This is a genomic window from Pseudomonas sp. Pme6b (genome assembly GCF_058129925.1).
In genome coordinates this window covers 2684412-2702159 of sequence record NZ_CM176704.1, presented here as the reverse complement: position 1 = coordinate 2702159, position 17748 = coordinate 2684412, and the positions used below count along the sequence as shown (strand labels likewise).

General features: G+C 55.7%; 24 protein-coding genes and 2 pseudogenes. 5 read left to right on the top strand and 21 right to left on the bottom strand.

The features are described from left to right. Positions 1-2 precede the first annotated feature (2 nt). The 3 genes from AC4ANE_RS12215 to AC4ANE_RS12205 are packed head-to-tail and all read right to left on the bottom strand — an operon-like array spanning position 3 to position 3223. Positions 3-1196 carry a phage major capsid protein gene (locus AC4ANE_RS12215; protein WP_057446201.1) on the bottom strand — a complete coding sequence of 398 codons (1194 nt, stop codon included), beginning with the start codon at positions 1194-1196 and terminating at the stop codon, positions 3-5. Beyond that, a complete protein-coding gene (locus tag AC4ANE_RS12210) occupies positions 1193-2056 on the bottom strand; it encodes a head maturation protease, ClpP-related (RefSeq protein WP_095178991.1) in 864 nt (287 codons plus the stop codon). Before AC4ANE_RS12210 ends, AC4ANE_RS12215 begins: the two co-directional genes overlap by 4 nt. A gap of 3 nt (positions 2057-2059) precedes the next feature. Further along, positions 2060-3223 carry a phage portal protein gene (locus AC4ANE_RS12205; protein WP_420803542.1) on the bottom strand — a complete coding sequence of 388 codons (1164 nt, stop codon included), beginning with the start codon at positions 3221-3223 and terminating at the stop codon, positions 2060-2062. Here AC4ANE_RS12205 and AC4ANE_RS12200 point away from each other — a divergent pair. After that, entirely contained in the window at positions 3204-3515 is a 312-nt protein-coding gene (locus AC4ANE_RS12200; RefSeq protein ID WP_157063155.1) for a hypothetical protein, read from the top strand. The genes AC4ANE_RS12205 and AC4ANE_RS12200 overlap by 20 nt on opposite strands. A gap of 8 nt (positions 3516-3523) precedes the next feature. On the opposite strand, the gene AC4ANE_RS12195 is transcribed toward AC4ANE_RS12200, so the two are convergent. The 5 genes from AC4ANE_RS12195 to AC4ANE_RS12175 form a co-directional block, all read right to left on the bottom strand. After that, positions 3524-5257, bottom strand: coding sequence for a terminase large subunit (locus AC4ANE_RS12195; protein WP_057446198.1), 1734 nt, complete (start codon positions 5255-5257; stop codon positions 3524-3526). Beyond that, positions 5258-5743 carry a phage terminase small subunit P27 family gene (locus tag AC4ANE_RS12190; protein WP_057446197.1) on the bottom strand — a complete coding sequence of 162 codons (486 nt, stop codon included), beginning with the start codon at positions 5741-5743 and terminating at the stop codon, positions 5258-5260. A gap of 166 nt (positions 5744-5909) precedes the next feature. After that, the gene (locus tag AC4ANE_RS12185) at positions 5910-6305 is read right to left on the bottom strand and encodes an HNH endonuclease (RefSeq protein ID WP_057446196.1); all 396 of its coding nucleotides are present in this window, start codon (positions 6303-6305) and stop codon (positions 5910-5912) included. Further along, entirely contained in the window at positions 6296-6655 is a 360-nt protein-coding gene (locus tag AC4ANE_RS12180; RefSeq protein ID WP_046235914.1) for a hypothetical protein, read from the bottom strand. Before AC4ANE_RS12180 ends, AC4ANE_RS12185 begins: the two co-directional genes overlap by 10 nt. 465 nt (positions 6656-7120) lie before the next feature. Beyond that, entirely contained in the window at positions 7121-7297 is a 177-nt protein-coding gene (locus AC4ANE_RS12175) for a hypothetical protein (RefSeq protein ID WP_156174823.1), read from the bottom strand. A 297-nt stretch (positions 7298-7594) separates the two neighbouring features. Between AC4ANE_RS12175 and AC4ANE_RS12170 the strand changes: the two are divergent. Together AC4ANE_RS12170 and AC4ANE_RS12165 are read left to right on the top strand one after the other, a co-directional pair. Further along, positions 7595-8365: pseudogene (locus AC4ANE_RS12170) on the top strand (MCP four helix bundle domain-containing protein); the annotation flags it as partial. Then, the gene (locus tag AC4ANE_RS12165) at positions 8339-9220 is read left to right on the top strand and encodes a methyl-accepting chemotaxis protein (RefSeq protein ID WP_412779094.1); all 882 of its coding nucleotides are present in this window, start codon (positions 8339-8341) and stop codon (positions 9218-9220) included. The pseudogene AC4ANE_RS12170 and the gene AC4ANE_RS12165, both read left to right, overlap by 27 nt. 37 nt (positions 9221-9257) lie before the next feature. Here AC4ANE_RS12165 and AC4ANE_RS12160 read toward each other — a convergent pair whose 3' ends face one another. The 13 genes and pseudogenes from AC4ANE_RS12160 to AC4ANE_RS12100 form a co-directional block, all read right to left on the bottom strand. Further along, entirely contained in the window at positions 9258-9641 is a 384-nt protein-coding gene (locus tag AC4ANE_RS12160) for a hypothetical protein (RefSeq protein ID WP_031598203.1), read from the bottom strand. Next, positions 9638-9961, bottom strand: coding sequence for a phage holin, lambda family (locus AC4ANE_RS12155; protein ID WP_031598201.1), 324 nt, complete (start codon positions 9959-9961; stop codon positions 9638-9640). The genes AC4ANE_RS12160 and AC4ANE_RS12155 overlap by 4 nt, the downstream gene beginning before the upstream one ends. A 99-nt stretch (positions 9962-10060) precedes the next feature. Next, positions 10061-10528, bottom strand: coding sequence for a hypothetical protein (locus tag AC4ANE_RS12150; RefSeq protein ID WP_031598199.1), 468 nt, complete (start codon positions 10526-10528; stop codon positions 10061-10063). 160 nt (positions 10529-10688) lie between these two features. Then, positions 10689-11075: an antiterminator Q family protein gene (locus tag AC4ANE_RS12145; RefSeq protein WP_031598197.1), complete on the bottom strand. Its 387-nt coding sequence runs from the start codon at positions 11073-11075 to the stop codon at positions 10689-10691. 2 nt (positions 11076-11077) lie between these two features. After that, the gene (locus AC4ANE_RS12140; RefSeq protein WP_002553180.1) at positions 11078-11398 is read right to left on the bottom strand and encodes a hypothetical protein; all 321 of its coding nucleotides are present in this window, start codon (positions 11396-11398) and stop codon (positions 11078-11080) included. A 172-nt stretch (positions 11399-11570) separates the two neighbouring features. Further along, a complete protein-coding gene (locus AC4ANE_RS12135) occupies positions 11571-12848 on the bottom strand; it encodes a tyrosine-type recombinase/integrase (protein WP_002553179.1) in 1278 nt (425 codons plus the stop codon). Then, positions 12845-13159, bottom strand: a complete 315-nt coding sequence (locus tag AC4ANE_RS12130) for a hypothetical protein (RefSeq protein WP_002553178.1) — start codon at positions 13157-13159, stop codon at positions 12845-12847. Before AC4ANE_RS12130 ends, AC4ANE_RS12135 begins: the two co-directional genes overlap by 4 nt. Further along, on the bottom strand, positions 13156-13521 hold the full coding sequence (locus AC4ANE_RS12125) for a hypothetical protein (RefSeq protein WP_025168077.1): 366 nt from the start codon (positions 13519-13521) through the stop codon (positions 13156-13158). Before AC4ANE_RS12125 ends, AC4ANE_RS12130 begins: the two co-directional genes overlap by 4 nt. After that, positions 13518-13721: a hypothetical protein gene (locus AC4ANE_RS12120; protein ID WP_002553176.1), complete on the bottom strand. Its 204-nt coding sequence runs from the start codon at positions 13719-13721 to the stop codon at positions 13518-13520. Before AC4ANE_RS12120 ends, AC4ANE_RS12125 begins: the two co-directional genes overlap by 4 nt. Beyond that, on the bottom strand, positions 13718-13912 hold the full coding sequence (locus tag AC4ANE_RS12115; protein WP_031598189.1) for a hypothetical protein: 195 nt from the start codon (positions 13910-13912) through the stop codon (positions 13718-13720). The genes AC4ANE_RS12120 and AC4ANE_RS12115 overlap by 4 nt, the downstream gene beginning before the upstream one ends. A gap of 1 nt (position 13913) precedes the next feature. Next, positions 13914-14708 carry an ATP-binding protein gene (locus AC4ANE_RS12110; RefSeq protein ID WP_031598188.1) on the bottom strand — a complete coding sequence of 265 codons (795 nt, stop codon included), beginning with the start codon at positions 14706-14708 and terminating at the stop codon, positions 13914-13916. Beyond that, a pseudogene (locus tag AC4ANE_RS12105) lies at positions 14698-15488 on the bottom strand (LvrA C-terminal domain-related protein). Before AC4ANE_RS12105 ends, AC4ANE_RS12110 begins: the two are co-directional and overlap by 11 nt. Before the next feature lie 240 nt (positions 15489-15728). Further along, positions 15729-15968 carry a helix-turn-helix domain-containing protein gene (locus AC4ANE_RS12100; RefSeq protein WP_020304837.1) on the bottom strand — a complete coding sequence of 80 codons (240 nt, stop codon included), beginning with the start codon at positions 15966-15968 and terminating at the stop codon, positions 15729-15731. Between the two features lie 83 nt (positions 15969-16051). Here AC4ANE_RS12100 and AC4ANE_RS12095 point away from each other — a divergent pair, with 83 nt between their 5' ends. Both AC4ANE_RS12095 and AC4ANE_RS12090 read left to right on the top strand, forming a co-directional pair. After that, positions 16052-16747, top strand: coding sequence for a S24 family peptidase (locus tag AC4ANE_RS12095; protein WP_031598186.1), 696 nt, complete (start codon positions 16052-16054; stop codon positions 16745-16747). 103 nt (positions 16748-16850) lie between these two features. Then, on the top strand, positions 16851-17348 hold the full coding sequence (locus tag AC4ANE_RS12090; protein ID WP_031598185.1) for a hypothetical protein: 498 nt from the start codon (positions 16851-16853) through the stop codon (positions 17346-17348). Positions 17349-17748 lie beyond the last annotated feature (400 nt).

Below are 17748 nucleotides of genomic sequence, written 5' to 3'. Positions count from 1 at the left end.
GCTTAAGCCGCAGCGGCCGCAGCCGTGAGCTTGCCAGTGACGAAGGCTTCGGTACGGTAGATGGAAAACGCCAGACGCTCTTCGGCGCGAAGCGTGACCATGTTGTTTTCGAAGTCCTTGTCGTTCTCGGTAGAAATCAAAACTTCAATTTCCATCCGGTCGAAGATCTGCGCACCCAGTTTGAAGGCTCCCACCAGGAAGTCGTTTGGCTTCATTGCTTGGGTCGCGACTACCGGGCGATTCCACAGACGAGCCGCAGTGCCTTCCTGCGGTTGACCGATCAGATAGCGACCCTGGCTGTCTTTGATCAACTCGATCAGCGCCCAGTCAGTTGGGTTGAGCACGATGCCATCCGAAGGAAACTCTGCAAGCTCGGATTGAAGAAGGGCCAGGCGAATCCGGTCGATGCGCTGTTCGCCGGTTACGGTCCAGCCAGCTGGAGACGCGTATTGGTTTGCAACCGGAACGAGCCCTTGCAGATTTGCACCTGCTCCGCTGCCGTACAGCAACTGAGCCTCTTCAGCGAGCAGCAACCCATAACGAGCGCGCGCATCGATGTAGCTCTGCAAAGCCTTTGCGTCATCCAAAATCTGACGCGAGGCTTTGAACAGATGGGCGATGGTACGAACCGACGCCGTGACCAAGGCGGTCTCGATTTCGGAATACGGTTTTGCAGAGCCCTCCGGTACGGTCGCGGCATTGTTTGTAAAGCCTGTTTCGCGGACATACTCAAGGGAGCCCGCCTCAGTCTCGCCGGGTGCAATCAAATCTCGAATGGTGGCCCGACGCATGCCCGGCAGCGCGACAGTGTCCAGACGCTCCGTGGCCGCCAAGCCACCAGCGGATGTCGTGGTGATTGCGGCGCGGGGTACGGAAACACGACGAGAGCCACGGAACGACGAATTGACGCCTTCCATATGTTCGCTGGTAACAATCAACTCGCCAGCGGATTTTGGGGTCTTGATGCGCTGAGTGTCACGGTTGGCATTGACAAGCTTTTGCTCAGCTTCCAGAACGCGAGCCTGCAGTTCGCCCTGCTTCATCAGCAGCTCGTCCACCTTGGCACGAGTCTCGGCGTTCATCTCGCCGTGACGGGCGATTTCCTTGTTGCTGGTCTCCGCCTGGGATTTGATCTGGTCGCCAATGGTCTTAAGGCTGGCATTCAGCTCGGTGTATTGCTTTTCGAAGTCGCTCATTGCGATGGTCCTTGGAAAGATTTGAGGATGTCGGATGCCGCGCTCAGGGAGGCGGTGAGGTCTGGCGCGACAGCGCGGGGCTTATCGGACGAGGCAGCGTATTGCGTACCCCCGCCAGCAGCGCGCGGCGTGCTGGACTTGAAATTAGCGAAGAGTTCGCGGCGTTCGCTGCGGGCCATTCCAGCTTTTGCCAAAGCGATATCCATAGCCTTCAGCGCGTTACTCTGCTGGGTCTGCTCGTCTTCACGCTCGGTGATTTCGTCAGAAGAGAGAACGGCAGTTGCAAAGCCGAGCTCAACTGCTCGTCGGCCGCGTATGAACGTCTCGTCATCCATCATCTCGGCAATGTCAGCAACGGCCTGGCCGCTGCCTTCCGAGTAAAGGTCTGCCATCGCAGCGTCGAACTCTTCCATCGTGTTCGCGACATCGCGCAAGTCATGGCGGTTGCCGACTGCAAGCGTCCAGCAGTTGTGGATCATGAGAAACCCGCTGCTGGCCACTTCGCGTTTGGCGCCGGCCATGTAAATCACCGATGCAGCCGATGCGGCCAAGCCCAGAACCTTGGTGGTGATCGCCTGGCTGTGCTCTCGGAGCCGGTTGTAGATGGCCAGGCCTTCGAACATGTCGCCACCTGGCGAATTGATGTAAACGGTGACTGGCTTGTCGCCGATTGAGCGAAGGGCCGCGTCGATGCGCGAGACGGTAACGCCTTCCCCGTACCAGTCCTGGCCAATAACGCCGTAGATGGTGATGGTATCGCTGGTGGACTCCACGGCCGCTTTGATGGCCGGATTCCATCTGTCGAGCGCGCGCGGGCTCAGCTCGCAGTTAAAACTGCCAGCCTTGGATTTTGGTTGCATGATTTATTCCTTCGAGTTTGCCGGCTGATCTAGCCAGTTCTGTAGAGCTGCCCTTGCGGCTTGCCCGTCATCGCCCTGACCCAGTTTGTCGATCGGCGAAAGGTTGGTTTGCACAGTTAGCACACCGGCATTTCCGCCCATCTTGGGCAGGTTCTCTTTCATGCGGCATTCGTCGCGGGTGTAGATGCCGTTTTGCACCATCCCCGAATACAGCGTTGCCCGTGCGGCGCTATCAGCACGCATCAAGCCTTCAATGGAAAACTCGGGGTAAATCTGACGGCGCTGCGCAGGCGCCAGCAAACTGCGACTGATCCCTTCCTCGATGCGGCGCATGTAGCTGCGCAGCGTGAAGGTCAGGAATCGAAGCAGCTTCTGCTCAAGGCCGGTACCCCAATTCGATGCCTTATCGCTGTAACCGACCAGCGTCGGGTCCACCATGTAAAAGCGACAGATCTCCTCGGCGCTGTACTCTCGGGATTCCAGCAACTGAGCGTCCACTGGATTGATACCAATCACCTTGGCGGAAACACCCTTTTCCAAAACCGGTGATTTACCGGCATTCATCGCCCCGCTGATGCGTTGGACATAGTCGCGAAAATCGTCGCGCTGCTGCTTGTTCAGCGTTGCATCAACCTCAAAGGCCACGGTTTGGTGCATGCCGTTTTTGAACGTGAAGCTCGCAACGTCCTCTGCCGACATTGCCGCGCCGAATACGTCGGCGCCGTAGGCGATGGGTGATAGCCCGATTTGCCCGTCCAGAGAGAACGCAGGGATATGCATCATGTTGCTGCCAGCAATATCGCGGAGCTGCCCGTTTTTTTCCCGGTATCGGTAAAGAATCTCGCCGTTGTCCGCGACATCCAAATCCATGCGGTTGGGCAGCAGGAATTCAAGCGCTACGATCCGGCCGCTTATACGGATGATCTCGACAAAAGCGTTACCCCGCAGCAGCATCGAAGCTACTACGGCCTCCCAAAACTGCACAGCAGTCATACGGCTGTTCGGGTTGGTGTTGAGAATCCAATGCAGGTCATTGTCACCGGCCACCTCACGACCGCCATCAGGCATGCGCCGGTATAGGCCGAGCGGCAGCGTTGCGATCGTTTCGGAGATGAGGCGAACGCAAGACCAGCAAGCGGCCAGGCGCATGGCTTTGTTGATCGTCACGGTTTTCCCGTTGGCGGATGTGCTGCCCACGGTTTGCGCCCAAATTCCGGAAGCGCTGCCGGAGAGAGACCTGCCCACCCAATCGATTATCGATGACCGAGGCGCGTTGATTGCACCGCTCAAGACGGATTTGAAAGACTTAGCCACCGGTCAGTCCCCTTCGAATGAATGCTGCCGCGACGAAGCACGACGAAGCGGCGGCAAGAAGCGCCCAACCCACGCCAAGCAGTACGTAAACACCTGCCACAGCAAGGGCAAAGCCCAGCACTGCAGTCAGCAGGTAAATGATTGATGCTGTGTTCATTCGAATATTGGGTCCCGGATTGAATCCATGAATCGGTCCACGCCGCCATCGCCGGCAACGACTTGCATCATCGCCCGCCCGACCGACATGATCAGTGCAACAGCGCCATCGATCTTGTTGTCATCGCCCTGTTTGATGGGGCGTACTACGTCGTCGTTACCGGGCATGTTTTTGCCGATCACGTTGCCGATACACCAGGTCATGATCGGATTGCCGTCATGGTGGAACCTTCCAGCGGTGATAGCCGCTTCCAGCTCTTTCATGGCGTCGGACATGTTGGTGTAGTTCTGGGTGATGGTGACCGGGTTGAAACCCTCGTCGTCGAAGTCATGGCTCAACCCAGTAGCACCGTGTGGGTCAATCGGCGACTCGCGCAGCGGTGCGTGTTTGTTTGCCTCTTTGGTGTCTTCGAGGATTTCGCGGTAATCGATCTCGGCACCATCGGTTACCTCAAGGTGTTTCGAGTTCAGCCAGGCCTGGAAGCGCTCGGACATCCGCTTGTTGTCGCTGTCATAAGCGGTGTCGTATGGCACCCAAAACTTGGGAGCCACGCTGTAGTAGTGAGTCTTTCCGTCGATCACCTTCCAAAACAGGCGCGCCCTCGAGTTCATGTCCAGCTTTCGCGCAAGGTCGAAACCGGCGATCCACTCTTGCCCCTCGAATTGATCGAGCGTAAGGGAGGTGTCCTCGCAGGACTTCCAGTCCTGCATGTTGAAGAAGCCAGACTTGGCGCTCACCCAAAGGTTGAGGTGCTTCGTTTTGAAGGTGTTGGTGAACCGAGCCGAGCGGATCGCCCGCGCCTGCTGGCTTTCCAGATATTCCTGGAACACTGACACGCCGTGGTTGGGGTTGGCCTTGGCCAACATCTTGGGGTCGGTCCAATCGTCGCCCTCATCAAGCGTCCAGATCCAGCCGAACAGTTCATCGTCTGGGACAGTGCCCTCCAGCATCTCAATGACCTGTCGACGCTTGTCGTAGCAAGGCCCCTCGATATCGGCGCCGGAAGTGGTGATGATGAACATCAGCGGTTGCCGGCGGGCGCCCATACCGGTGAGCATGGTGTCGTACTGGGCCGAGGTGCGGTGCTCATGATATTCGTCCACGATCGCGCAACTGGGTGATGCGCCGTCACCAGGGTCGCCAATAAGTGGCTCGAAGCGACTGAAGTCGGACGGAATATTCATGTTCGAGGCGTTGACCTCAATGCCCGCCGCCTGGACCAGCATCGGTGACTTGGCCACCATCAGTTTCGCAGGGCGGAAAACCTCCCAAGCCTGCTTCTCAGTGGTGGCACCTGCGTACACCTCGGCGCCGTACTCACCATCCGCAACGAACATGCTGATGCCGACACCGGCCGCAACTACCGACTTTCCGTTCTTGCGGGGAATCTCCCAGTAGCTCTCACGAAAACGGCGGTACCCGCCCTTCTTCTTGACCCACCCGAAGGTGACGGCGAGACCGAAAAGCTGCCATGGCTCAAGGCTGATTCGCTGACGCTTGAACGCCCATTCACCCTTGGTATGCGGCAATAGCTGAATCAGCTTGAGTTTTTTCTCTGCCTTCGCTGGATCGAACTTGAATCTGAACCCGCGCTTGCGGCTGGCTGCCATGTCATCGAAATGGCGCTGCACTGCTTGATGGATGTAGCGACAAGCTGGCACTTTCCCACTCAGAAGAGACCTACCCCACACCATCGCTTTATCAACGTTGGGGTGGGCGGACTTGGCCATTCAGGATCTCAATAGTTCGGCGAATTCGTTGGTCTCTTTTTCCTTGTTTCCTCCGATCAGACGTGTGCGGCTGGCTGGATCAAGGCCGAGCATCGACCCGAACGTAACCATTTGCCGCATCGTTTCGTTCGCCGCGGTCAGTGCGGGGTTTTTCATCGGTCCGCCGGTGGCACCGGTAACCACGATGCCGTGGGCCTGGACTGACTGCTGCGCCATTCGCCAGTTGTCGTATGCAACGCAGAACGCTTCGACGTTGTGTAAATCAGTTATCGCAACCACGTTTTCGCGCAGAAGCTCGGGAACAATCATCTTCCACATCTGCGAAGCGCGGTCGCTGAGCCATCCGGGCGGATCAACATTTGTGATCTTCGAAAAAGCGGGCTCGGCCTTATTCAGCGCGCGTTTGCCGGGATTTCCGGCTAGTGCTTTCTTGGCGGTCGGCTTGGGTTTGCGACCACGGCCGGCGACCGTGGCGGTACCTCCCATCGCGCAACTCCAGAATTTTTAATTTCGCGGGTGTAAAAAAACGACTGAGGGCGCGGTCTAGAAGCCAAAGGGACCAGACTTTTGACCCTCCCCCACCGCACCAGACTGGTGCGCGCACCATACCGGTGCATTCCGTGAAGCCCGCCGAGAACCGTTCTCATTTCGGTCAGCACGACCGGGCAACCTGGGTGTTGCCCCACCCGCCGTCCTCTGCGGCCGTCTTCGTGCTGTGGCATGGATGACACATGGTCTGCCAGTTGGATCGATCCCAGAACAGGTCCATGTCACCCTTGTGAGGAACGATGTGATCAACGTCTGTCGACGCTGTGACACGTCCAACGCGCTCGCACTCTACGCAGAGCGGATGCTTAGCCAAGAAGCCCTTGCGCGCCTGTTGCCACTTGTAGCTGTAGCCGCGCTGGCTGCTGGTCTCGCGTTGCTTCTCCCGCTGCTTCACATCGAACTGCTTGCCTACATCCTTATGGGCGTCACAGTACCGAGGGTTGCGGATCAATGTGTTGCAGCCCTGGGCATTGCATGGTTTCTGCGGCCTCAACGGCATGGTGTACCGTCCAGGTAAGTCTGGGGCGCTGCATCAGGGTCTTCTGGCTCTTCTTCACTCAGTGCGTCGATCAGCAGCGTCTGTTGCTCTGTCATCAGCCGAAGCAGTTCTGTCTGCTTGCGCATCTCTTCAAGGATCGCAGCACCATTCGGCTGCAGAGCCACCTGAATGCCAGGTTGACTTACCAGCAAGTTGCACCCAATCCGCTGAGCAAATGGCTCAAGGCTCTTGGTCACTCGTTCGTGCTGAAGGACTGTCATAGGGTTCTCTGGGTAGATCACCAGTAGATCGCCCTTGCTCGGTGTCAGCTTTTGTATCTGGCTTAGCAATGAGTTGCTGTGCTCGTTCATATGCCACCTTGCTCCACTTCTTGAACTACTAACGCCGAAAGGCACCCCCAATGCATCTCGCCACCAAACCCCGCAAGAAAACTGTTTGCGGTCAGATTGATACCGTTCGGCTGGATTCCTTGACAACCGCTCAAGCCGAGAAAGTCTGTGCCGATATAAGATTCTTGAAGCTTGGCAAGATAGCTCAGGAGGAGCCATGCCCGACTTGAACCAAATAATTAATAACCATCAATTACTCTCAGACACAGTCCTAAAGCTGAAGGCGATATACGCTTCAGAAGACCCGATAGTTGTTGGGCTTTTGGAAAAACTTAATAACTCATTAGTTGCGCAGCACGAATGCATGACCCGTTTATATGAGCTATCCATTCTGAACGCTAATTTGGCTGAAAATTCGCAGCCCGTATTATGCTTGGTAAACTCGAATAGACGTTCGATTTTTTAAGCGTTTGCTTCCTTGGAATATCACTTTGATTTGCTACGTTGTATCTGCGCATCCACCTGGTCAGCACAGGTATCCAGCAGGTTGATGGCGCGATTTTTCAACGCCCAAAGATCGCCATTCAGGGCTAGCTCGTCGTCGCTTTCACTTACCCGCTCACACGGGACCATTTCCAGTGCTTCCAGTCTTACCGATGTCATCTTTACCGCCACTGGCTGCGGACTTGTCGCACAGGCCGTTAGGCAGAGGCTGAGGAGTCCAGGCAAAATAAGTCTTTCTGTTGACTCTGAGCGTATCAACGGTCTTTTGTGGCTAAAAAAACGGCCCTTCAGCCCCCGAGCAATCCGATGGAACAAAGGGCGCCGCAAAGGCTGCGAAACGAGGGAAGGGCTGCGACCTTTATACGTGCTTGTCGTGGATTGCCGCTCAAGTTTAAGCCGATCTGGCAGATATATCCGTAAAGCCCAACTCACAGTACATTACCTAGGAATGACTTCATGAACTTTAGATCCTTTCGCATAGCTCCCAGGGCAGCTATTGCCTTTTCTATTATTACGGTTTTCGTACTGTTGCTGGGCGCCTTTGCCTTCGAGCAAATACGCGAACTTAGATCGACTCAACAGACTCTCGAGAACGACTGGCTACCTAGTATTCAAAAGGCAGACGACATTCAGATAGCATTGCTTCATACTCGACTTGAAGGTATCCGATTACTTGCCTCGACAGACTCCGAAGTGTTCGAAACTACAGCAGAGACAATAAAACGAAATCGTGATGAACTCAATACACTCACAGAGTATTACAAAAAATATTTAATTTCTGGCGAACAAGAAAAAGCACGATTTGAAGAAGCGTCCACCCTGATGAAGCAATACCTTGACGGGTTAGACCATTTGGTTGGACTCGCCCGAGCAGATCGGGGTGCTGCTATTGAGTACGCTAACGGTCCACAAGCAGATAACGCCAAGAACTATCAGATTAAACTTACAGCCCTGCGCGATGTAAATTCCGAGGGAGTGAAAGAATCTGGCGAGCACTCTGCCGTTGTATACGAGCACAGCCTTAAAGTCATGTTTTTTATCGTCAGCATGTCTCTTCTGGTCACAGTGTTACTTGCTTGGAGACTTACAAAAAGCATGTCTAGCCCCATAGGAGATTGCCTGGGTGTCGCTGAGGCGATAGCTAGAGGTGAATTGAATCGCTCCATCAACGTGTCTGGAAAAGATGAAGCCGCCGGTTTGATGCAAGCCCTCAAACAAATGCAAGAAAATCTTAGGCAGACGATTCAGGGTATCGTGAATTCTTCTGCTGAACTGACATCGTCAGCCACGCAGATGCAAACAGTCACCGACAAAGCTGGTTTAACTCAAGAACAGCAAAACGGCCAAATCGATCAAGCAGCCACGGCGGTTACCCAGATGAGCGCTGCCGTTGAAGAGGTGGCACGGAATGCAACATCCACATCCGAGTCCGCACGCGAATCGAGTCACGCGGCAAAACTTGGAAATAGTAAGGTGACTCAGACACTGGACGCTATGAAGCAACTCACTTCTCAGGTGGAAAGTACCTCAGAACAAGTACAAGATGTTGCGGACCAGGCCCAGAATATTGCTGAAGTCGTCAGCGTCATTCAAGCGATCGCCGGTCAAACCAACCTGCTTGCATTGAACGCTGCCATTGAGGCAGCACGAGCTGGAGAGCAAGGCAGAGGCTTTGCTGTTGTAGCTGATGAGGTTCGTGCGCTAGCCCAACGCACCCAGGAATCGACTAAAAAAATCGAAAGCATGATCATTGCTATCCAAGAAGGTACTAAGGGCGCTGTGAGCTCAATGCAAACAAGTACATCTCAGGCGCATGCTACGTACGACATAGCTCAGGAAGCGGGTAAAGCATTACAAGAAATTATGGACGCCGTACAACTTATTGAGGAGCGCAACATGCAAATTGCTACAGCCTCAGAGGAACAGGCCTATGTAGCAAGGGAGGTGGACCGCAACTTAATAAGCATTCGAGACCTATCTGGCGAAACTGAAAAAGGTACACACCACATAATGAGCGCAAGTAAGAAAATGTCAGGTTTGGCCGTCGTCCTCGAGGGCATGGTGAAGAAGTTCACACTTTAAGCTTGACCAAAAAACAATGTAGCCCGACCTAATCAAGTTAAATTAGGTCAGGCGCCAAGACGGCATCGCCACTGCCAGCGCCCTTGCCGCGTAGGCCGTCAGGCAAAGGCTGATCAGCCCACTTACGAACAGCCGGGCTCTTACGCTTGAGGTCTTCAAAGTCTTTCGTCGCTTGGCGGGCCTTGTCTTCGCTGGCCTTGAGGCGCTGCTGCAGATCGGCCGTGTAGTTGGCATTGCGCTTGGCCTCGGCCTGGAGCGTGGTAATTGTCTTCTGGCTTTCGGTGTTGGCGTCGGTGGCATCCTTGGCAGTCTTCATTTGCAGAGTCACCTGCCCTTCCAGCGCGAGGACGCGGTACTGCTGGATACCCACCAGCAGCAGGCCTACTAGACCGATGATGATTGCAGCGGCAATAGCATTCATACGGAATCCACCTTGCGGCCAATGAATCGGGTCACCAACTCGCGTATGGCCGTAACGCCGAGAAAGCCGATGGTTCCACCAGCGGCAACAGACAGACTGGGCGGCCATGCCATCCACTCGATCAAGCTTGAAGCAACCAAGCTGAGGGCACCGCAGATCAACGCTTCAAAGAAGATCCGGCGTTTGCTGGTTTCTTTGGCGTCATAGAGGATGCGAAGTAGAGAGACGACGATGGCCATAATCATGCCCTGCCACAGTGGGTTTGAAATGGCCGCCACGATCCTGGCCCATGTATCTGGTTTGTCAGGCATGGTGCGCATCCGGTCTCAACCCTTTCGGGATCTACAAAACAAAAAGCCCCAGCAATCGCTGGGGCTAACGATGAAAGTTATGCCTTGAATATACTCACCAAAAGGCCATTACCTCGTTGCACTACGAGCCTTAGCGATCGCTCGATTGAACATTTCATCAAACAAAGGATGCATATCATAAATACCGACATCGAAAGATGTTTCATCGTCGAGAAAAACTGTAACACCAGCTTCTGATCGCTCCATATGGAGCTGAAACAAGAGGATGCCCTGCTCAAGACCAATAGAGTCTGGGTCGAAGTTTAGACGGATGACAAATTGGATTTGTGAACTGGATACTCGAGGAAAAGCCGTGCGTGTAACACTTTTAAATCTGCCTTGCTCATCGAGCACACCAATCGCAACAGCGGGCTGATTCTGTACATCGATTAGATTGGAATTGGTTTCGGACAAACCAAGGTATTTCGCAAACTCTTTGCGCAATGTCAAAGCGGTACCACGTAAGCTTTTAAGATCCTGGTCATCATCTTCCAAGGACTTTCGATATGCGTTGGCGATTTCTGAAAATTTCGTCATCGTCTTGCTCCGCGATTTGAGCAATCACAATGCCACACGTGGGCACCACATCCAACAAAAAGCCCAGCGTTTGGCCGGACTAGATCATGAGTGGTGCCGCGCTGGTACAGCTGAACACCGTGCAATGAAAACAGGTGTTTATCAGGCCTGAAAGAACTTTCTACGCAGCTGCGCAAAAATCTCCCAAAGCACCGTCAACCCATGCCACCCCTTGGCGGATTATTTCGCGCGCGGACCGTTCCGACATCTTGTGAGACTCAGCGATCCGGACCATCGTCCACTTGAAGCCGAAGTACCACCAGATGAAATCGCCCATTTGCTGGTTGCGCGCGATCAGCCTTGCGATAGCCGCATCCACAAGCATTGCCGTTTCGTCGGTGATGACATAAGTCATCGCAGTCGGCTCTGGGCAGCACTGGTTCATCAGCGCCGCCAGCGGGGAGACATATTGCGGCACGCCCATGCCAGATATACGCCAAGAGCCCCAGTTTTCCAGCAGGTACTCGGTATCGCCCAAAGGCTTGTCGACATATGTACGTTTTTTCATGGTCAATCCCCTGTGTAATTCGCTCCACCGGCACCGCGGCGGTTGTTCTGGTTATAAATGGCGGCAGGTCCAGTCATCTGGGCCGGGCGCTTCAATTGTTCGATCTGTCGGTCGGCGGCCTGCAAGCGCATGCTCAATTGGGTCACCAACACTTCCAGCGGCAGAGGTTGACCTGTCTCGGCGGCGACCCAGCCAGAGGCGTTGCACTGCACGCAGGCCATTTCGTGGAAAACACCCTTGATCACAGCGCGACCTCGGCAGGCCGCGCACTGGGCCAGGTCGAGTTGGTCGGCGCGGAACGCTGGGCCGTGAGTCTTCTTCATTTAATGGACCGTCCCTTTTTGCGGCGCAGCCAAGGACGCGGCGTGTTGCTAACCGGGCGGTCTTTCTTCCAAAAACGCGCAGCACCATAGGATTCCAAAGCCTGAAGACACCCGGCAAATCCGAGATTCGGCGACCGGCACATCATCAGCTTTCTATCTGAAGTGGTCATTTTTAAACCTCGCCTATGGTTGATTCTTGAATAGGGTCACAGCCCTTATGTTCCGTGGCCTGTAGCCCGTTACCAGAATCTCCCGATCTAAAGCCGGTCAATGTCTGAATGCGGTTCAGGCCCTTTGAATCTAGATGCGCGTGCCACTTCTCAAGGGCATCGCGCTTGCGGCTCATCACGTCCGACTGGATGTACACCTCCACGTTGTGGCCCATCGCGTGGTTGATCAGCAGTTCGCCAATCAGGTGGTCGATGCCGATGTCTGCCCAGCCGGTGCGCGCGACCTTGCGCAGGTCATGGCTGGTCCACTCGCCCTGCCCCAACCGGGTGAACACGGCGCTCGCCTGGCCCTCGCTGAGCGCGTTGCCGCTGCGGGACGGAAAAAGGAACTGACCTCTGTACCCGCCGGCCAACTGAATGTCCCGATAGCTGATCAGCAGGTTGCGCACCTGGTCTGTCAGTGGCAGGTGATGCTCGACACCGGTCTTGGTGTTCTCGGCCGGGATGAACCATTCACGCTCTGCCAAGCTGATGTGCGACCAGCGCGCCTGCCGCGTCTCGCCGATGCGGGTGCCGTGACAGAGCATCATCAGCGCCAGCAGGCCGTCCGCCGGTTCGTCCTCGAGCACGGTCAGCAGGTGCGCGATAAGGTCCTGCAGCTGGGTGCCGCGCAGCCGGGAAGGCTTGATGCCGACCTTGGCTTTCGAGAAGTCGCTGAACTTGATGTCCTTCATCGGGTTGGCCGCGATCAACCGGAGTTTGAAAGCTTGTCTAAACGCCAGGGCGAGCAGCTGGAACGCCGACCGCACGTAGTCAATGCCGATGGTTTCCTGCGCTGGCCACATGAACTGATCGTCCAGGCTGGCCTTGTCGATACCGGTCAGCGGCAGGTCGCCCAGACGCGGCTTGAGGTGGCATTTGATCAGCGAAGCGCCGGTCTTCTTCCGTTTCTCGGACAGGCTGCGGTCGCGTGCCATGCGGTCTGCGTACCAGTCCAGCAGCTCGCCGGTCGTGACCCACTTCGACAGGTTCGAACCGGCACCGGCATCGAGGCGCAAGCGGATGGCAGGCAGTGCCGCAACGACCTGCTTGGCTGACAGATCGGGAAAGCTGCCGACGAGGTTCCATTTGCCCTTGCTGACCAAGTACCACGACGCCCGTGCGCGATCCCGCGTGAAGCGCAGGTACAGGCCACGGTTCTCCACGTCGCGCAGGTCACGCTCGGTGCCAGCGGCCTGGCGCTTGATTTCCGCGTCGGTGATGCGCACGGCGGCTGTCATGCTGGCTGCGCCTCATTGGCTTTTTGCTGCTCTGGGACGAAGTCGTCGCGTAGAGGCATTAGGTGAACGGGCGCGCATAAGCCCCAGTCACTTTGCTCAACCGTGCCATCTTCGAACCAGCGGCAAAGGCCTTCACCACGAACAATCCAAACGGGAACGTCCGCATGCTGATACTTAAGCCCATTAGGCGCGGTGTAAATTTCATCGAGCTGGACCAGCTGGATCAGCTCACATTGCTTACCAATGTTCTCGACCATGCTGAATGCCCCGACGATCAGCGCCAGGTCGCCCGGCTTGAATTGATTGTTCATGCTGGAACCTCAACGTAGTCAGAAATTCGAACGCGTACAGCGCCACCTTTGATGGTTTCGGCACTGATCTGCAGCTGGGTAACGAACCTGCTGTCGTCGATGCCCAGGGCCTGGGCGACGCCATCGCGTCCGGACTTGAACGCAGCGATGCAGTTGTCATCGTCACGCCGGCGCCGATCCGGCGGTATGAACTCAAGCGCAAGCAAGGCACGACCTTGGGGTACGGGTAGTCCAGCCTGACGGCAAAGCAGATAGCAGGTGTTCCGGTACGCCTTTGCGGCACGGCTTTTGGTAGCCCAGTGCGTCCGGGCGTTGGGACTCAGAACCTTTGGTGGCCAAGGCAACATCAGATCGGTGCTCATAGCGGCTGCCCCGTAACCACGTCGACGACCTCGAAAGTGCTTGGCCACATCCATGCTCCGTAACGCTTGGCCATCGCCAAATCAACGAACAAGGCCAATGCATGGTCAGGCGTCGAGCTCAGGTCATACTTGAACGAGCAGCAGAACACCGCATACCGGTAAGTTTCGATTTCTGGTAGGGCCAGGCGTCTGCCGGTCATTGCGAGCCCCCGAGGTGCATGGCGAGAATTTCAATGGTCAACGCAGCGCGATGAATCCAGAGAGCCCAAGCGTGCTGGGTCCCTTGATCGGCATAAAACCCGCCGGGGAGCTTGTCTAGCCGCATACTCATGGCGGCAGCAGCCCTCTCGAACATCAGATTTTCTTGTTCAAAATCAAGTTGCATGCCCATGTCAGAAACCCTCCTTGCCGCGCTGGGATTCCCACTCGAAGGGCAGCACGATCACTCCGCCCTCGCGCAGTCGATCAACGCAGCGCTCGCCCATCGCCACTGGCAGTGCCTGTCCGTCGAGGTTTGAAATAATCACGGTCGGGCGCATCTGCTCGTAACGGCCATTGATGATCGCGAACAGCGTGGTCAGCTCGAAATCACTCGGAGCCTCTTTGCTGACGCCGATTTCATCGAGAACCAGCAAAGACGGCATTACGAGAGCCGCAATGATCTGCCCTTCGGTACGTTCGCTGCCTTGCCGGTAGGTCGACCTGATGTCATGCAGGATCGTGCCGAGCGTTCGGTAGACGGCCGTGGCGTCAGTCTTGCGCATCAGCTCGTTGGCAATGGCAGTGCCCAAGTGCGTCTTGCCGGTGCCAGGCTTGCCGAGCATCAGCAGGCAGCGACCCGTTTCGGATATTTCCGGAAACCTGTCGACGTACTTTCGAGACACCCGTAGGGCCTCTTTCTGGCCCGCGTTATCGGCGATGTAACCGTTCAGGGTCTTGGCTGCAAAACGCTTCGGAATCAGCGCTGCGCCGAACTTGAGAGATAGCTCGTATCGCTCATTGATCCTTGCACGCTCCGCGTCCTCATCCTTCGCGATACGCATGCATTCCGGGCAGCCCGTTTTGAATACCCTGCCGAAAATCACGTTTACGGTCTGAGGAAATTGCCCATGGTCATCGCAGATCCCGGTCGTCTGTTGCGGCGGGGCCGTGGCGCTGGGCATGGAAACGACGTTTTCAGATCGCATAGCTGCCATCCTCCCGAGCGATCAGTCCAGCGGTGTAATCGCGATCAGCAAAACCGTGGTGCCGGGAATTGGGGAATTGATGCACGTTGGTTGCAGGCTGCACCTCATCCTCCCAGCGCTGGCCGTTGAGCCAAGTGGCTGGGTGCGGAACGAACCGGCCGCCGTCCTTGATCCAGGCCAGCGAAGCGCATTGCGTGGCCAGGCCCTGGGCGATCAGGGCGAACAGCTCGTCATTGACCTTGAGTTTCCGCCAAACCTTCTCGGCTGCCGCCTTCCCCTTCTTGTTCGGGTAAAGCTTCCAGAACTTGGGGAACAGATCGCCAGTCGTCGGCGACGATGCCGAAGGCGTCGGTGTGTTGAGGGGATCAGGAATCAGAGAATCAGAGAATCAGCCGGAGCGCTACCGATAATGGCAGTAGCAGTACCGCCAAAATCGGTACTGATACAACCTTCTGATACAGAAGGGATAACTGACTCCGGTTCATTACGATGCGGGTTCTGATGTTTGTCAAAATTCTCGACTTGGATGTAGCGCTTGCCGGATACCGTATAGCGGACAATGAAGCCCTCGGCCGCCAGCCAGGCCAGCATGCCATCGACATCAAGGCCGTCACGGTACGGAAAGAGCTCGCCTTTGATCCGAAGAGGACGATCCTCAAGGCGGCCAGCTTTATCAGCGAGCAGCCACAGACCTTCGAACAGCAAGGTCAGCATGGGATCAGCCACGCCAAGCACTTCGTTCTTGAACAACGCTGGTTTGATGTTGCGTGCGCGGGCCATATCACAGCCCTCCATGCGTGGGGGTTGAGAAATGACGCGTCAGATTTCGCGTTAACGACGAAGCTGACAACCCTTCGCAGGTATTGCTCGTCGCTGAATTGGTGGGCATAATTGACCTCGTTATGTTGTGAAGAAGCCGGTCTAGCCACCGGCTTTTTTTTGCCTGAAATTTGGTACTGGATGAATCAACAGCCCATCCGCTGTACTACCTGCCCTTCCCGCCTGAGCGGATAATTCACGTCACGCCGCTGACTTGTTCGGATGCGCTTCGGCAAGCAGCCAGGAAGCCTCAAAAGGCTTACCCCGGGCAGCAGCGAGCGCTGAGATTCGCTCGGCGTAATGGGTTTCACCTGTGTACTCGGTGCGCGGCAAGCACTCGGCGGAGAGCCATTTGTAAACGGCGCGCGGGGTCTTCCCGCACGCCAAGGCCACCACCGGAACGCCGCCGGCGTCGTCAATCGATTTCTTTAGCGGGCTCATGTGGCCTCCGGGTAAAATATGAACTTGCAGTACATATTATGTCGGAACTGAAAGTACATGCAAGCCAGTGCAGAATTGAACCTATGGTTCAGATCGAAGATTTGAGAGCGGCCTTCGCGGTTCGCCTAAAGAAAGCACTTGCAGAAAACCACATCGAGCCGTGGGGAGCGGGCGTTCGTCTCTCAAAAATGACAGGCGTCACTCCGAAGGCGGCCAGCAAATGGTTGAACGGAGAGGCAATGCCTGGCCCAGCCAAAATGAGGTCGCTATCGGAGGAGCTGAACGTGCCGCTGGCATGGCTCCAGAATGGTGTTGACGACACCTCAATGACCTCACGATCTGTCGCCAGTGCGCCATCCAACGTAGCGATGGTTGAACAACCCGCGGTCATGTACCGCTATCCGGTAGTAAGCACTGTTGCTGCTGGCGCCTGGATGGAAGCTGTCGAGAGCTCTTTTTCAGACCGATACGAGACGACTGACTACAAGGCCAAAGGCCGCGCCTTCTGGCTTGAAGTGGCTGGAGACTCGATGACGGCACCGACAGGCGTGAGCGTTCCAGAGGGAATGCTGATACTGGTGGACCCTGGCGTTGAAGCGAGGCCCGGCAAGCTGGTGGTTGCGAAGCTCCCCAGCAGCAATGAAGCAACCTTCAAAAAGCTCATAGACGATGCAGGCCAGCTCTATCTGAAGCCGCTGAACCCTGGTTACGCAATGATTAAATGCACAGACGACTGCAAAATCATTGGCGTAGCGGTACGTGTTACAGGTTTTTTGTAGGCTAGATCGGGTCATCCGGCGAGCGCTTTTGTTTAGCGTTCATCCAGTTGGGTTTTCGGCACGCGTGGTAGAATCCGAGCACAACTCTATGGAAGGATGAAAAATGCAATCGTCGAAAATCTTTGTCTTGCTATCCGTCGCAATTTGCATGGCCGGTTGCGCTGCTCCGCAGCAAAAGCCGCCCCGAGCTGCCCCGCACGAAACTCACGTCTTCAAGCCGATAGCTTTCGAATACGACTCGAAAAGGCCGGCGGCCGCTAACTTTGCCCAACAGCTTGACACCCCTATATTTCAATGCGATCTGGAAGCTGTCACAGGGAGCTATGCCGTTCGATACGGTGATCGACAGGGGATAGCTGAGTACACGCAATCGTTGCTGGATTGCAACAAGCACGCTAGATCTGAGGGTGATGCCGCAGTTGCCAGGCTGAAAGCCGCAGGGGTAAGTGCAAGGCAGTCAGAATTGGCAAAGGATCTTTATGCTAAATGGGCGGCGTATCTTTCTACGATGAGTCCCTACAGCAGGCCAAACATCCGAGCTAAGGCGGACTACGTTACCGCCAAAGAGGCGCTGGCGACCGAGGTAAAATTCGCGCAGTAGCAATACATACCTTTTGACTAAAGCCCGCCATTGAGCGGGTTTTTTTTCGCCCTGCAAACATTATGTACTTTTGGTACTTGACTCATCATGAACTGATGGTTCATATTTCACCCACCGCAGCGACAAACCGCAGCGACACAAGACTGGTGAAGCCGCCAGATAGCACGGGATCAGCGAAGTGATCTCCCAGCCCCGGATAACGGGACCGACTGGACGAAGCTCTTTACAGAGAACGGAATCACCTGTTGGACAGCATCACTGAAGCACCTGGCTTGCCGGGTGCTTTGGGATGACAACCACCGAGTAAAACGTAATGGACACCACCATCGTATGTGGGGTGCGAATTCCACGTCATCCGGACACTCAGCCCACCAACATCCGGACACTCGTTCCACGCTTA